Annotated in this window: 11 protein-coding genes; 3 read left to right on the plus strand and 8 right to left on the minus strand. The window is 74.3% G+C overall.

Translation table 11 applies throughout. The features are described 5' to 3' along the window. Window positions 1-63 precede the first annotated feature (63 nt). From KBZ10_RS17490 to KBZ10_RS17505, 4 genes are all read right to left on the minus strand, one after another. Complete coding sequence (locus tag KBZ10_RS17490; protein ID WP_210988575.1) at window positions 64-234, minus strand: hypothetical protein; 171 nt, start codon at window positions 232-234, stop codon at window positions 64-66. Between the two features lie 263 nt (window positions 235-497). Further along, entirely contained in the window at window positions 498-647 is a 150-nt protein-coding gene (locus KBZ10_RS17495; RefSeq protein WP_210988576.1) for a hypothetical protein, read from the minus strand. Between the two features lie 210 nt (window positions 648-857). Beyond that, window positions 858-1,016, minus strand: coding sequence for a sigma-like protein (locus tag KBZ10_RS17500; protein WP_210988577.1), 159 nt, complete (start codon window positions 1,014-1,016; stop codon window positions 858-860). Window positions 1,017-1,282: 266 nt separating this feature from the next. Then, window positions 1,283-4,222, minus strand: coding sequence for a BTAD domain-containing putative transcriptional regulator (locus KBZ10_RS17505; RefSeq protein ID WP_210988578.1), 2,940 nt, complete (start codon window positions 4,220-4,222; stop codon window positions 1,283-1,285). Between the two features lie 347 nt (window positions 4,223-4,569). Here KBZ10_RS17505 and KBZ10_RS17510 point away from each other — a divergent pair, with 347 nt between their 5' ends. Beyond that, window positions 4,570-5,313: a bifunctional 2-polyprenyl-6-hydroxyphenol methylase/3-demethylubiquinol 3-O-methyltransferase UbiG gene (locus KBZ10_RS17510; protein WP_210988579.1), complete on the plus strand. Its 744-nt coding sequence runs from the start codon at window positions 4,570-4,572 to the stop codon at window positions 5,311-5,313. Between the two features lie 174 nt (window positions 5,314-5,487). Here the strand turns inward: KBZ10_RS17510 and KBZ10_RS29535 are convergent, their stop codons facing one another. Both KBZ10_RS29535 and KBZ10_RS17520 read right to left on the minus strand, forming a co-directional pair. Next, window positions 5,488-6,666: a DoxX family membrane protein gene (locus KBZ10_RS29535; protein ID WP_247702544.1), complete on the minus strand. Its 1,179-nt coding sequence runs from the start codon at window positions 6,664-6,666 to the stop codon at window positions 5,488-5,490. A 104-nt stretch (window positions 6,667-6,770) separates the two neighbouring features. Next, complete coding sequence (locus KBZ10_RS17520) at window positions 6,771-8,420, minus strand: CehA/McbA family metallohydrolase (RefSeq protein WP_374223368.1); 1,650 nt, start codon at window positions 8,418-8,420, stop codon at window positions 6,771-6,773. Between the two features lie 1,072 nt (window positions 8,421-9,492). On the opposite strand from KBZ10_RS17520, the gene KBZ10_RS17525 reads away from it, so the two are divergent. Beyond that, entirely contained in the window at window positions 9,493-12,114 is a 2,622-nt protein-coding gene (locus tag KBZ10_RS17525) for a bifunctional FO biosynthesis protein CofGH (RefSeq protein WP_210988580.1), read from the plus strand. Window positions 12,115-12,363: 249 nt separating this feature from the next. Then, window positions 12,364-13,479 carry an ADP-ribosylglycohydrolase family protein gene (locus tag KBZ10_RS17530; protein WP_210988581.1) on the plus strand — a complete coding sequence of 372 codons (1,116 nt, stop codon included), beginning with the start codon at window positions 12,364-12,366 and terminating at the stop codon, window positions 13,477-13,479. Window positions 13,480-13,754: 275 nt separating this feature from the next. On the opposite strand, the gene KBZ10_RS17535 is transcribed toward KBZ10_RS17530, so the two are convergent. Together KBZ10_RS17535 and KBZ10_RS17540 are read right to left on the minus strand one after the other, a co-directional pair. After that, the gene (locus tag KBZ10_RS17535) at window positions 13,755-13,988 is read right to left on the minus strand and encodes a DUF397 domain-containing protein (RefSeq protein WP_210988582.1); all 234 of its coding nucleotides are present in this window, start codon (window positions 13,986-13,988) and stop codon (window positions 13,755-13,757) included. A gap of 348 nt (window positions 13,989-14,336) precedes the next feature. After that, window positions 14,337-15,194 (minus strand): helix-turn-helix transcriptional regulator, encoded by an 858-nt coding sequence (locus tag KBZ10_RS17540; RefSeq protein ID WP_210988583.1) that lies wholly within the window; start codon window positions 15,192-15,194, stop codon window positions 14,337-14,339. Between the last annotated feature and the right edge of the window lie 68 nt (window positions 15,195-15,262).

Consider the following 15,262-nt stretch of genomic DNA (forward strand, 5'->3'; position numbering starts at 1 on the left):
CCCCGCTGCCAGCTGGCAGCGGGGACACGGCGCTTATAGCACGACGCCAATGGAGCGGACGCTTCAGGTCATGTGGTTGTCCAGGGGGGCCACGGTCATGTGGTTGTCCAGGGGAGCCACACCGCAGGTCATGTGGTTGTCACAGGCGGAGTAGTTGCCACTCGCCATAGCCGGAGTGGCGGCGCCGCCCACCGCTGCTGCAGTGATGGCGAGAGTGGCCAGCGTACGCCTCACGCGAATTATGTGACTCCTCGTGTTTTCAGTGTGGGGCTGTCGAGTCAGGAGTGATGGTAGTGCCATTTGTGCATTCGCCCTGCTGACTGGCTGGAATTGGTCAACGGATGTCTGGTTCTGGTGGCGGTAACGCGAGGCTCTCTGAGACGACGCCGATCCACAGGGGGCGCACGTTGGCTACCGCGTTTTTGAGGTCGCTGATACGCATGCGCCGAGGGCCGAACCGTGACGGCTCGGCCCTCGGCACGCTCACGGAACCCGGACTACCGGATGGGGGGCACCGTGGAGTGGTTGTCCTGTGGGGTCGCTGTGCCACCCGTCGTGTGGTTGTCGGCGGCCGCCGGCGCCGCCGCTGCGAGTGCCAGGGCCGCTGCCGCTGCGCAGGCCATGAGCAGCCTCTTCGTGCGTGTCATTCCTTCTCCTTCATCGGGGTGGCAACGCGGTTTTGCCCCCACGGGGGACCAGGTTGATGGAAATACTCCGACCTTGGCTGAATTCTGCCGAAGCATGACCAAAGAGGCGGTCTCTTTAGAAAGGTGGCCGGACATGCGACGGCCGCGGCGGCTCCCCTCCGCGCCGCCGCGGCCGTTCCCCCGGGTCCCCCGATCCCCCGTCGGTATCGTCTAGTCCTTCTCGTCACCCGTGGCGTGGTTGTCCTGGGTGGTGAGGTCGCCCCCCGTCGCGTGGTTGTCCTGCGGGGTGAGGTCACCGCCGCCCGTGGCGTGGTTGTCCAGCGGCTTCAGGTCGCCCGACTTCTTCTTCGGCGTCTTCTCGACGGTCATGGCAGATACTCCGTTCGTCTGTAGCCAGGGGCCGAATGACCCGTCCGGCAACTCCCCCGACGGTTGCCGGACGGGTCCTCAGGGCCGCTCACCCCGCTGTCGGGGTGGGGCTACCTGGCCGGACCGCCTGCCCCCCGTTGCGGCGATCCGGCATGACTCAAGCATCGCCGGAGCCGATGAACGATCGATAAACGTTCGCTGCAACCGTCGCCGCAACCCTTGCCGCAGCTCTCCGGCCCATGGTCGCGCGGGCCTCCGGGCCCCGGTTACGCGGCCGGGGCGAGCGGCTGGAGAAGTCGGCGCACCTCGGTGGCTTCCGGAGAACCGAGCCGCTCGTACACCCCCAGGGCCTCCTGCCAGCAGACCCGCGCGCGGTCGAGCTGCCCGATGCCGTTCAGGGCCCGCCCGAGCAGCGTCAGGGCGTTGGCCCTGCGCCACTCGCCGCCTACACCGCGGAGCACCGCGAGCGCCTGTTCGGCGAGGCTGGCCGCGTGTCCCGGCTTCCCAGCCGCCAACTGGAGCTCTGCGAGGCGGAAGTGGGTCATGCCCTCCCACAAGCGCTGGCGGCTGGTGCGGAAGATGGTCAGCGCCTCGGTCAGCTCCCTGTGGGCCTGCTCGAACCGGTCGGCCCTTGTCAGGGCGAGGCCGAGGGCGTACTTGCCGTTGGCCAGCCGCATGGCCACGCCCTGTCGGCGGTAGATGGACACGGCCCGTTCGGCGAGCGCCACGGCGCTGTCGACGCGGCCGGTGTTGAGGTGGGTCCGGGACAGGTTGCTGAGCGCGCTGGCCGCAGAGGTCTCGTTGCCGTCGGCGAGGAACGCGTCCAGCGCCTGCTGGAGGTAGGATTCCGCGTCCTCGTGGCGGTTCTCGTAGATCGCGATGATCGCGCGGTCGTTGGGCGCGTAGCCAGCGGACACCGGGTCGCCCACGAGGCTTCCGGTCTCCATGGCGTTCCTGGCCTGCTCCTCGGCCTCGGCGAAGCGGCCCGCCAGGCTGTACATGTTGGTCAGCGCGGTGCTCGCCCGCGCCTCCGCCTGCCGGTCGCCGGTGGCCCGCGCCGCGTCGCGCAGGGCCACGGTCGCCTGTTCGTAGGCGCGGGAGTCCGCACCCGACTCGGCGAGGTCCTTGGCCAGCATGAGGAGGTCCACGGCGCGCCGCAGTGCGGCCTCGCCCGTGGACTGGTGCGCGCACGCGAGCAGGCAGCGGGCCTCGGAGAACAGCCATTCGAGGGCCGTGTCGCGGTCGGCGAACGTCAGACCGCGGTGAGCAGTGGGTGCCGCGTGGGCGAGGATACGGTCGCCCGGCCGCTCCAGCGCGTACATCTCGGCCGCCGTCGCCAGGTAGAAGTCCAGCAGGCGCGACAGCGCCGCCTCGCGCTCCGTCGGCGGGTGCTCGTCCCGTTCGGCGCAGGCACGCGCGTAGAGCCGGACGAGGTCGTGGAAGCGGTAGCGGCCGGGGGCGGCGGATTCGAGCAGCGAGGTGTCGACCAGGGACTCCAGCAGCTCCTCCGTCTCGTACGGGTCGAGGTCGAGCATCGCGGCGGCCGCCGCCAGGGAGATGTCCGGGCCGTCGGCCAGGCCCAGCAGGCGGAAGGCGCGGGCCTGCTGGGGTTCCAGCTGGCTGTAGCCGAGTTCGAAGGTGGCCTTGACGGCCAGGTCGCCGGCCTGGAGCTCGTCGAGGCGGCGCCGTTCGTCGCCCAGCTTCGCGGCGAGGACGGAGACCGTCCAGGTGCGGCGGGAGGCGAGGCGGGAGGCGGCGATGCGGATGGCGAGCGGCAGGAAGCCGCAGGCGGCGACCACGTCGAGGGCCGCTTCCCGCTCGGCCGCGACCCGCTCCACCCCGACGATCTTCGTGAAGAGCTGGAGGGCCTCCTCCGGACTCATCACGTCCAGGTCCACCAGGTGCGCCCCGGCCAGGTCCACCATCCGTACCCGGCTGGTGATCAGCGCGGCGCAGCCCTCGGTGCCGGGCAGCAGCGGCCGGATCTGGGCGGCGTCGCGGGCGTTGTCCAGCAGGACGAGCACCCGGCGGCCGTCCAGCACCGAGCGGTACAGCGCGGAGCGCTCGTCGAGGGACTTCGGGATGGCGGAGTCGGAGCAGCCCAGGGAGCGCAGGAAGGAGCCGAGGACGGCCTCGGGCTCGGCCGGGCGCGGGCCCGCGCCCTGCAGGTCCACGTAGAGCTGGCCGTCGGGGAAGCGCTCGCGGGCGGTGTGGGCGACGTGCACGGCGAGGGTCGTCTTGCCGACGCCGCCGATGCCCGCGACGGCGGAGACCGCCATGATCCGGCCCTCGGCGGTGGCGAGTTGTTCGCCCAGCTCGCCGACGAAACCGGCCCGGCCGGTGAAGTCCGGTACGGAGGCGGGCAGTTGCGCCGGGCGGACCACGGCGTGCGGGGAGGGGCCGCCCGGCTCGCCGGTGTCGCACGGCGCGGGCGCGTCCAGCTGGCCGTCGGCCTCCAGGATGCCCTGGTGCAGCTCCTGGAGCTCACCGGTCGGGTCCACGCCCAGCTCCTCGGCGAGCAGCCTGCGCGTGTCGGCGTAGACGGCGAGCGCCTCGGCCTGCCGGCCGCTGCGGTAGAGGGCCAGCATCAGCTGGGCGCGCAGCCGCTCGCGCAACGGCTGCTCGGCGGTGAGGGCGGTCAGCTCGGAGACGACCTCGGCGTGCCGGCCGGCCTCCAGGTCCAGTTCGATGCGGGACTCGGTGAGCTGGAGCCGCCACTCCCCGAGGCGGCTGCGCTGCCCCTCGGCGTAGGGGCCGGGCAGGCCGGCCAGCGGCTCGCCGTCCCACAGGTCGAGGGCGGCGGCCAGCAGGTCGCGGGCGGAGCCGCGGTCGCCGTTGTGCCGGGCCTTGTCGGCCTTCTGGGCGTACTCCTCGGCGACTGTCAGGTCGAGCCCGCCGGGGGCGACCCGGATCGCGTAACCGCCGGACTCGCTCACGAGGGTGGCTCCGGCGTCCGGCCCGAAGGACTTGCGCAGCCGGGAGGCGTAGGTGCGCAGGGCGGCGAGCGCCGCGTCCGGCGGCTCCTCGCCCCACAGGGCGTCGACCAGTTCGGCGGCGGTGGCGGTGCGGCCGCGGCGCAGCAGCAGGGCGGCGAGCAGGGCGCGTTGCTGGGGGGAGCCGGGGGGCAGCTGCTCCTCCCCGCGCCACGCCCGTACGGGACCGAGCACCGTGAAGCGCAGGGTGCCCGTTCCGCTGTCACCGTCCATCGCTGCCCCCTGCTGTCAGAGTTGTCCCGCGCACAGGTCAGTTTGCCTTGCTCGTGACTCCGGCGTCAGTAGAGGCGTCAGGTCTCCACAAGGCCCGTACAGCAACCGTGAGTTCGTATACCTGACGCATGGTCGGCCCAGCCTGTCACGAGCGGTGGCCGGTCCGTGGCCCGGGGTGAGATGACGCCATGCGAACAGCGGTAGTTGAACTTCCGGTTAACCACCACTCTGGTGGAGGGGGGCACCCGGGCGCCACCCCGCCGATTCGGCCACACCGGTGCCCGCCGGGCCGTTCCGGTACGGGCCGGGGAATCGACATCCGGCGTCCGGTGGAGTGGGATGGCGTCATGACGGAGACGGCGGATACGGCGGATACGGCGGAGACCGGACGGCGCAGGCGCGCCGGATACGACGGAACGGGCCCCGGGTCGATCACCCCGGACGGCTGCGCGGTGGAGCTCTACGAACGGCTGCCGGTGGGGGACGAACCGGACGTCATCGCGCGTCTGGTGCCCGCCGGGGCCCACATCCTCGAACTGGGCTGCGGTACCGGTCGGGTGACGCACGCGTTGCTGGACCGCGGATTCACGGTCACGGCCGTCGACGAGTCACCCGAGATGCTGGAACGGGTGCGGGGCGCGCGCACGGTCTGCTCCCCGATCGAGGAACTGGACCTCGGGACCCGGTTCGGTGTGGTGATGCTCGCCTCGTTCCTGGTCCACGCCGGGGATCCGGAGGTGCGGCAGGGGCTGCTGCGCGCCTGCCGCCGCCATGTCGCGGAGGACGGGGTGGTGCTGATCCAGCGGGAGCCGGAGGACGCGCACACGCGGGTGCCCCGGGAGCGGCGGGTCGCCGGAGGGGGCGTCATCCGTGTCGTCTCGGCCGAGCCGGCCGGCCCCGGCGTGAACGCGATCCGATGCGAGTACGACTTCCCCGGCGCGCGGTGGACCCAGACGTTCTTGTCCCGCCCGCTGACGCCGCGGGAGTTCGAGGCGGCGCTCGCCGGGGCGGGGCTGGCCGTGGAGTCGTACGCGACGGAGGACGGCACCTGGGTCCGGGCGGTGCCGGCCCGCGCGCCGCGGCACTCCTGACCGGCCTGACCGGCCTGACCGGCCTGACCGGCGGGGCCTCGCGGCGGCCGGGAGACACCGGCCGGGAGGAAGGGGCCGGGACACCGACCGGGAGGAAGGGGACCGGAGCGACGGCTCCGGGCCGGAGGGTCCGCGCCCGAACCGCCGGGTCGGGGGCGGCGGTCCGGGCCCGGGTCAGCGGCCCGCGCCGACGAGCTTCCGCAGCGCCTGCGTGTTCGGGGCCTTCCGCGCGCCGCCGTTGCGCCCGCCGCCGTGGCCGTTGCGCGACAGCAGCGGCGACGGCTTGAACGGGCGCGCCGAGCGGGAGGACAGCGACGGCAGGGACGGCAGCGCGGAGCGGGACGGCAGCGACGGCAGCGACGGCCGGGACGGCAGGGCCGACCGGGACGAGCGGGACGGCAGGGACGAGCGGGACGGCAGGGACGAGCGGGACGGCAGGGACGAGCGGGAGAGCCGGGACGAGCGGGAGAGCCGGGACGAGAGCGGCCCGCGTCCGCGTCCGCCGCGCAGCGCCCCGGCGCGGCGGGAGCCCTGCTTCAGTCGGCCCTTCAGGCCGCCGGCCGTGCCGCTCAGCGTGCCGGCCGCGGCGGAGGCGGTGCGGGAGGCGGTGCGGGAGGCCGTGCCGGCCGTGGCGGAGGCGGTGCGGGAGGCGGTCGTGGACACCGCCTTCGAGGCGGCCTTCACCTGCGGCTTCACCGTGGCGGTCGTACCGCGCACCGCCTTGGAGGCCCCGGCGGACGTGGCCTTGGCCTGGGACTTCACCGGCGCGGTGGCGGCGTGCAGCGCCTTCCCGGCGCCCTTGGAGGCGCCCTTGGCGCGGGCCTTGACCGGCAGCGCCGGGGCCGTGCGCCGGACGCGTGGCCGCTTGCCGGCGGCCATGGCGGTGCGGCGGACCAGGTTCATCTCCCGGCGGGCGGTGTGGGCGGCGTGCTGCGCGCGCCAGTTCAGCGAGGGCCGGCTGCCGATGTCGGCCGCGGCGGCCAGCAGCCCGCCGAGCAGCGACGCGTTCTTCAGGAAGTCCATCCGCTGCCGGGTCCTCTCCTCGGGATCCTCGGCTTCCCAGAAGCGGTGGCCCGCCAGCGTCGTCGGCACCAGGCTGCCGGCGAGGGCCAGCGCGGACAGCCGGGGGAACTTGCCGAGCCCCAGCAGGGTCCCCGCCGCGATGTGGACGGCGCTGTTGATCCTTACGGCTTGCTCGGTGTTCTCCAGGGGGAGGTCGACGCGTTCGCTGATCGGTCCGACCACGGTCTCGGCGGCCGGGACCACGGCTTCGGGATTGCGCAGCGTGTTGATGCCGCTGTAGACGAAATAGGAGGCCAACAAGGGGCGGGCGATCCATCGCAGAGCACTCATGCGCTACCCGGTGCCCGCCACCGGCCGCGTCATGCACATTAATGCTCCACTTGGACGAACGCGGCGCAACGCGGACGGACCGGAAGCGGGCGGGGTGGTCCCGCTCACTCCCGGCCGAGGAAGACCGGGTTGGTCATGGCCGCCATCGGGCCCGGCAGCCCGGAGGCGCCGCCGTCCGACGCGGGATGCCGCACCTCCGCCCGTACGTAGGCCGCGTACCGGGGAGTGGTCCGCCACTCGGCGCTGCCGGTGCCCGCTGCGGGCAGCGCCGTGGCGTACAACTGCCCCTGGTCGGTGATGAGCCGCACCGAGCAGCCGGGGGCGCCCGAGACCTCCAGCCGGGCGGTCACCTCCGCGTCCGGGGCGGCGCGCAGCCGTTCCCCGATGCCCGCGCGCCGTCCGCGGCCGTCGGTCACGGAGAAGGACAGACCGACCTCCGAGGACTCCGCGATCCAGCAGCGGCCCGCCCGGATGCCGGCCAGGACCGCCTCCCGCGACAGGTCCTCGGCCAGCACCACGGTCTGCGGCAGGCCGACGTCCTGGCCCTCGCGGTGGGCGTCGCTGTTGCCGATGGCGGGGAGCCAGCCGGGACCGGCCGGCCCGGGGCGCCGGCCCGGCCGCGTGTCGTGCCCCGGGCGCCGGAACGGGTCCTGGGCCGCGGCGGCGAGGGCGCTGTCCCACGCGGCGACCGACACCTCGTCGTCCGGGGTGAACGGGCCGTTCCACACCTCCAGCGCGTCCGCCTCTGCCGGTCCGAACTTCCAGCCGCAGCCGACGCAGACGGCATGCGGATGCGCGGGGACCACCAGGCCGCCCGCCCGCCGGATCCGCGCGGCGTGCCGGCCGAAGGCGTTGTCGCGTGCCCGGTAGCGCCAGTCGACGAACGTGCCCGGGTCGATGCCGAGGGCCAGGACGTGGCCGTTGCGGGTGGTGACCTCCTCACCGGTCATGATCAGCAGATCGTCACCCCACAGGCCCTCCCACGCGGCATGGCCGGCGTGGGTGTTGTGCTCGGTGGTCGTGATGAAGTCCAGCCCGGCGGACCGCGCGGCGGCGGCCACCTCGGCCGGGGTGCGCCGGCCGTCGGAGTACACGGTGTGCAGATGGCAGTCGCCGCGGTACCAGGCACGCCCGCGCCCCTTCGCCCGCGGCGGCGGGTACACCGGCTGCGGTGTCTCGCCCGCCGGGCCGGGCCGCAGCGTGACGGTGAGCTCGTACTCCAGGCCCTGCGGAGCGACGGTGTACGGGGCGAGCACCACCTGCCAGGTGCCGGGTCGCACCGGGCCCGGCAGATAGCCCGGGGTGGCCCGTTCCGCGCTGATCGCGAACTCCGTGCGGAAGCCGCCCGACCAGCCCCGGAAACCGCGGCCGCCGGGTGCGGTGCCGCGCTCGTCGAAGATGCCGATGTCGAGGGCGTTGCCGGGGGTCCCGGCGGGCACGGACGGCTTGTCGTAGCGGTAGGAGACGGCGAGTTCGCGGATGCCCGCGGGGACCTCCACCGGAACGTAGACGTAGTCCGGCGCACCGGGCTCCAGCCGGCCCCGGACCGTTCTCGTCTCCGTACCGTCCCGGCCCGTGATGTCCCCCGGCGCTGCGGCCGTACCGGCGGTGCCCGCGCCGCCGGGGCCCGCGGCCGCCGAGGCGGGGGATCCCGCGGCCGTCGCGGTCAGAGCGGCCGCGGCCCCCGTCGCGGCGGACGCCCGCAGCAGCCCGCGCCGTCCCAGCGCCTCGGTGTGCACGTTCCGGTCCTTCAACGCGGCCCCCAGGGAGTGTCGGTGGGTGTGGGTGTGGGTGCGGGTGTGGGTGCGGGTGCAAGTGCGAGCGCTTTCACGGCCTGGTGTGCCGGTGCGATGCGGTGGACGAACGGGTGGTGTCCGGTGCGGCCGACCGTCGGGCGGCCGGCAGTCGAGTGGCTGAGCGGTCGAGTCGCTGAGCGGCTGAGCGGTCGGGTGGTCGGGTGGTCGGGTGGTCGAGCGGCTGAGCGGTCGAGCGGCCGGGCGCTGAACGCCTGTGCGCCGAGCGGCGGTGCGTGGTGCCGTGAACGACTGGGCCGGACCGGCGGCGCGCGGCGCCGGGCCGGGAGCGGCCGCCCGTCCCGGGCGCGGTTCCGGAACGTCCCGGTCGTCGGCCCCGGATTTTGCACCCGTCCCCGACGCCACGACCCCGACCCTGGTATTGAGCCGTGAACAAGCGCTGAACGGAAGGCCGGTGGCCGATTTCCCGCGAATGAGGTCATGGTGGTCCTGGTCCCGTGGCTCCGCCCGTGCCCGTGCCGGCCCTGTCGCGGACCGCCCGCGCTGCCGGTGTCCGTGCCGGTGTCCGTGCCCGTGCTGCGCCCCGGCTTGGTCCGGATCGCCGGTGCTGCCCGCGCTGTCGGTGCCTGTGCCTGTTCTCGTGCCAGGCGCCGTCCCGGATTGCCCGCGCTGCCGGTGTCCGTGCCCGTGTTGCGCCCCGGTCCTGGCCGGATCGCCGGTGCTGCCTGTGCCCGTGCTCTGCCCCGGCCCGCGCTCTGCCCCGGCCCGCGCCGCCCGAGCCCGCGCCGCCCGAGCCCGAACCCGTGCCGTCCGCGTCCGCGCCTGTGCTCGTGCCCGGGCCCGCGCCGCCCGAGCCCGAGCCAGCGCCTTCCGCGTCCGTGCTCGCGCCCGCGCCCGAGCCCGAGCCCGAGCCCGGGCCCGCGCCTGTGCTCGTGCCCGGGCCCGCGCTCCTCTCGGCCCGCGCCGCGGGCGGCTTTCCTCCCGCCTGCCGGGCCGACGGCTCCCCTCCCGTCCTCCGGGCCGGGCCGCCCCGCCCCTCCGGGTCCGCCCGTGGTCCGCATACGCTCGGGTGATGACCACGAGCGAGCACGGCACCGAGACACCCGGAGCGGAGGCCGCTCCCACCGCCAACGCCATGCGGCGGGCCCTCAGGCGGGCCCGCGACGGCGTGGCCCTCGACACCGCCGAGGCAGCCGTCCTGCTGCGGGCCCGCGGCGCCGACCTGGCCGACCTGGCCGCCTCGGCCGCCCGCGTCCGGGACGCCGGGCTGGCCGCGGTCGGCCGCCCCGGCGTCATCACCTACTCCCGCAAGGTCTTCATCCCGCTCACCCGCCTCTGCCGCGACCGGTGCCACTACTGCACTTTCGCCACGGTCCCCGGCAGGCTGCGCCGCGCCGGGGAGGGCATGTTCCTCTCCCCGGACGAGGTGCTGGACATCGCCCGCCGCGGCGCCGGACTCGGCTGCAAGGAAGCCCTGTTCACACTCGGCGACCGCCCGGAGGACCGCTGGCCCGAGGCCCGCGCGTGGCTGGAGGCGCACGGCTACGACGACACGCTGTCGTACGTCCGCGCCATGGCGGTCCGCGTCCTGGAGGAGACCGGCCTCCTCCCGCACCTCAACCCGGGCGTGCTGTCCTGGACGGACCTTCAGCGGCTCAAGCCCGTCGCCCCGTCCATGGGGATGATGCTGGAGACGACGGCCACCCGCCTCTGGTCCGAGCCCGGCGGCCCGCACCACGGCTCGCCCGACAAGGAACCGGCGGTGCGGCTGCGGGTGCTGGAGGACGCGGGCCGCTCCAACGTGCCCTTCACCACCGGCGTCCTCATCGGCATCGGGGAGACGTACGAGGAGCGCGCCGAGTCGCTGTTCGCGCTGCGCCGCACGGCCCGCGCCCACCACGGCATCCAGGAGGTCATCGTCCAGAACTTCCGCGCCAAGCCGGACACGGCGATGCGCGGCATGCCCGACGCGGAGCTGGAGGAGCTGGCCGCGGCCGTCGCCGTGGCCCGGCACGTCCTCGGCCCCTCGGCCCGGATCCAGGCCCCGCCGAACCTCGTGGACGCCGAGTACGCCCTGCTGATCGGCGCGGGCATCGACGACTGGGGCGGGGTCTCCCCGCTCACCCCCGACCACGTCAACCCGGAGCGCCCCTGGCCGCACCTCGACGAGCTGGCCGCGCGCACCGCCGACGCCGGGTTCGAACTCCGCGAACGCCTCACCGTCTACCCGGAGTTCATCCGGCGCGGCGAGCCCTGGCTCGACCCGCGCCTGCTGCCGCACGTCACCGCGCTCGCCGACCCGGAGACCGGCCTGGCCCGCGAGGGCGTCACGCCGTCCGGCCTGCCCTGGCAGGAGCCGGACGAGCCGTTCACCGCCACCGGCCGCACCGATCTGCACCGCACCATCGACACCGAGGGCCGCACCACGGACCGCCGCGCGGACTTCGACGCGGTGTACGGCGACTGGGGCGCGCTGCGCGAGGCGGCCGCCCCGGGCATGGCCCCGTCCCGCATCGACGCCGACGTGCGCTCCGCGCTGGCCACCGCCGCCGATGACCCGACCCGGCTCACCGACGCCGAGGCGCTGGCCCTGCTGCACGCGGACGGGCCCGCCCTGGACGCCCTCTGCTCCGTCGCCGACGACCTGCGCCGCTCCGTCGTCGGCGACGAGGTGACGTACATCGTCACCCGCAACATCAACTTCACCAACGTCTGCTACACCGGCTGCCGTTTCTGCGCCTTCGCGCAGCGCCGCACCGACGCCGACGCGTACACCCTCTCCCTGGAGCAGGTCGCCGACCGGGCCGCGCAGGCCTGGGACGTGGGCGCCGTCGAGGTCTGCATGCAGGGCGGCATCCACCCGGACCTGCCCGGCACGGCCTACTTCGACATCGCCCGTGCCGTGAAGGACCGGGTGCCGGGGATGCACGTCCACGCCTTCTCGCCGATGGAGATCGTCAACGGCGCCTCCCGGACCGGTATGCCGGTCCGGGAGTGGCTGACGGCCGCGAAGGAGGCCGGGCTCGACTCGGTCCCCGGCACCGCCGCGGAGATCCTCGACGACGAGGTCCGCTGGGTGCTCACCAAGGGCAAACTGCCCGCCGCCACCTGGGTCGAGGTGATCGGCACGGCGCACGAGCTGGGCCTCCGCTCCTCCTCCACGATGATGTACGGGCATGTGGACCAGCCCCGCCACTGGCTCGGCCATCTGCGGCTGCTCGCCGGGATGCAGCGGGAGGCGCTGGAGAAGGGGGTGGCGGGCTTCACCGAGTTCGTCACCCTGCCGTTCATCCACACCAACGCCCCGGTCTATCTCGCCGGCATCGCCCGGCCCGGGCCCACCGTGCGCGACAACCGGGCCGTCACCGCCATGGCGAGGCTGCTGCTCCACCCGCACATCCCCAACATCCAGACGAGCTGGGTGAAGCTCGGCGCGGAGGGCGCCGCCGAGATGCTGCGCTCCGGCGCCAACGACCTCGGCGGCACGCTGATGGAGGAGACCATCTCCCGGATGGCGGGCTCCTCCTACGGCTCGTACCGCTCGGTGCGCGAGCTGACGGCCATCGCCGAGGCCGCCGGCCGGCCGGCCCGTCCCCGCACCACCACCTACGGCGAGGTGCCGGCGGAGCGGCGGGCCGCGGCCGACGCCTCCGACGGGCATCTGCCGGAGCTGCTGCCGGTCCTCGGCGACTGAGCGGCCGGGGGCGGGGCCCCGGCCGCGGCGGTGTGACGGCCGCGGCGGTGTGACGAGCGGGACGGAAGGTGCACGGGTGACGATGGTTGACGCGCGTTGCGGACCTCCGGGCGGGCGCGCCGCGGCCGCCCCCGGGAACCGCATCCGGCCCGGCCGGAGGTGTGGACCAGTCCACTACAGTGCTGCGCGCCGAAGAGATGGCGGGGGGACCGCGCGCCGGCGGCGCGTACATCGTCGGGAGGAAACGCTGTGACCGCAGTGCGCACGGCCGTCTGGGGCCGCGCCGAACAACAGGACTTCCGGAGCCGGGTGCGGGGCTGCCTCCTCGGGGGCGCCATCGGCGACGCGCTCGGAGCGGGGGTCTCCGGCGACTCGCTCCCGGACATCCGCACTGCTCACGGCCAGCAGGGCCTGACGGACCTCGTCCCGGTGCACGGGCGGCGCGGCGCGGTCACCGACGAGACGCAGATGACGCTCTTCACCGTCGACGGGCTGATACGGGCCCAGGTCCGGCGGGACACCGGGGCCTGGCACCCGCCGACCGACCTCCACCGGGCCTACCGGCGCTGGGCGGCCACCCAGCACGAGTGGGGCCCGGACGAACGCCGGACGGAGGACGGCTGGCTGGCCCGGGAGGAGTGGCTCTACACCCGCCGCGACCCCGACCGGGCCAGTCTCCTCGGGCTCGCCGACGACCGGATGGGCACCCTCGACCAGCCGAAGAACCCGGAGGACAAAGGCTGCGGCGCGCTGGCCCGCTCGGCGCCGTTCGGGCTGCTGGTCGGCTGGGAGCCGCAGCTCGTCTTCCAGCTCGCGGTGGAGTGCGGGGCACAGACGCACGGCCATCCGACGGGCTATCTGGCCGCCGGGGCGTTCGCGGTCGTCGTGCACGGGCTGGGGCGCGGCGACAGCCTCGACCGGGCCGTGCAGCAGGCCATGGTGCAGATCGCCTCCCGGCCGGGCCACGAGGAGACGACGGCGGCGCTCAAGGCGGCCCTCGGCGCCGTGCGGCAGGGACTGCCGTCGGCGGCGCGCGTCGAGTCGCTGGGCGAGGGCCGCACGGCGGACGAGGCACTGGCGATCGGCCTCTACTGCGCCCTGGTCGCGGAGGACGTCCGGCACGGGCTGCTGCTCGCCGTGAACCACGGCGGCCTCTCCGACGCCACCGGCTCCGTCTGCGGCAGCCTCCTCGGGGTGCTGCACGGCGAGACGGCCCTGCCGCCGGGCTGGCTGGCCGAGGTGGAGGGGCGGCAGACGATCCTGGAACTGGCGGACGACTTCGCGATGGAGATGACGCAGGGCCCGGCCCTGCACGGGCCGGCGGTCTCCTCCCCGGGCTGGCTGGCCCGCTACCCGCGGGCGTAGCACCGGGCGCGCCCGCGGCGCGGCGCGGGACGGGCGCGTGCGCAGGCGCGGATGCCTGGCGCGGCGGGGAGGGCGGTGCAAGGGAGGGCGGTGCAAGGGAGGCGGTGCGGGGAAGGCGGCCGAGCCCCCTCGGCCGGGACGGCGGGCGCAGTCGAGAGGGCTCAGCTCAGGTGATGCGTGATGCGTGGTGCGTGGTGCGTGGTGCGTGGTGCGTGCGGTGCCCGGTGGGTGTGTTCCCCCGTGGGAGGCGACGGCGCGGCCACCGCGTGGGGTGGTCAGCCCAGGCCGGCCGTTCGGTGGCCGAGGCCCGTGACGAACACCTGCCAGGAGACCTCGGGGAAACTCAGGGACGGGCGGGTGACGTCCTTGGAGTCCCGGACGGCGACGGCTCCGGGTACCCGGGCGGCGACCTCGACGCAGTTGCCGTTGCCCGAGCGGGACGACTTCCGCCAGGCGCCGTCGAGGCCCTGGACGCGGGGGGTTTCGGGGGTGAAGGATGGTACAGCCATGATTGCTCCGATGGCTTCGCGGGTTGATGTGACGCCCGCGGCACCCGGGCCGTGCGGCACCGGGAGACGGGGGCGTGAGCGACGCTACGGGCTCACCCCACCCCGTCCGGAAGCCCCATCACCCGATCGAATGGCATATGCGGTGATCCTGCCGGCCGCCGGACCAGGGCGTGTACCCTGTCTCGGCCTCGCAGCCCCGAAGTCATCCGCATGTTGACGGGATGTCATCCGGCGGACACCCGGGCCGACTACGGCTGGAGACGGTACTCCCACGGCCCCGTCCGGCCTCCCCGCCCGCCCGGCCTCCCCCTCCGCCGGCCGTCTCCTCACCGCCCGGCCGCCCGCCGCTCAGCCCGCGTACTCCTTGGCCACTCGGGACATGAGCTGCCGGGTGCGCTCCGGATGGTGGGCCTGGGCCCGCAGGTGCTCGTACATCACGCTGTAGTGCTGCACCTCCGCGTGCTTCTCCAGGTAGAGGTCGCTGGTGACGCCCTCCAGGTAGACCACGCTGGAGTCCGCCGCGTCCGCGAACTCCAGGAGGGAGAAGGTGCCGACCATGCCCGGGTGCGCACCCACCGAGTACGGGAGCACCTGCACCGTCACGTGCGGGCGGTGGCTCAGCTCGATCAGCTGCTCCAGTTGTTCCCGCATGATGCGCGGGCTCCCGACGACCCGGCGCAGCGCCGACTCGTCCACCACGGCCCAGAAGCGCAGCGGCGAGACGGGGTCGTGGATGCGCTCCTGCCGCTTCATCCGGACCTCGACCCGCTTGGCCTTGTCGGCCGGGGCCGCCTCCGGCTCCATGCCCTCGATGACGGCCTCGGCGTACTCGCGGGTCTGGAGCAGCCCGGGCACGAGCAGCGACTCGTAGTTGCGGACGGACGCCGCGTCCGTCTCCAGGCCGATGTAGACGCTGTACGGAATGTCGCCGAAGGCGTGCCACCAGCCCTGCTGCCGCGACTCCTTGGCCATCTGCATCAGGGAGTCGACGACGCGCTGGTCCTCGACCTCGTAGACCCGGCAGAGATCGCGCACATCGCGCTGGCTGATGCTGCGGCGGCCGTTCTCCAGCCTGCTGATCTTGGACTGGGACACCAGCAGCCGCTCCGCGACGGCCTCCGCCGTCATGCCCTTGAGCTCGCGGAGCCGGCGCAGCTCCTGGCCCAACCGGCGACGCCTGACCGTGGGATTGACATGAGACGCCACGAGGCCGCACCTCCGACTCGAAACCGCTGGATTCCAGCAGCCTGCCACTGCGGACCGCGGCGGCGCTG

Origin of the sequence: Streptomyces sp. F63, assembly GCF_018070345.1 — a bacterium.
In the GTDB taxonomy this organism is placed as follows: domain Bacteria; phylum Actinomycetota; class Actinomycetes; order Streptomycetales; family Streptomycetaceae; genus Streptomyces.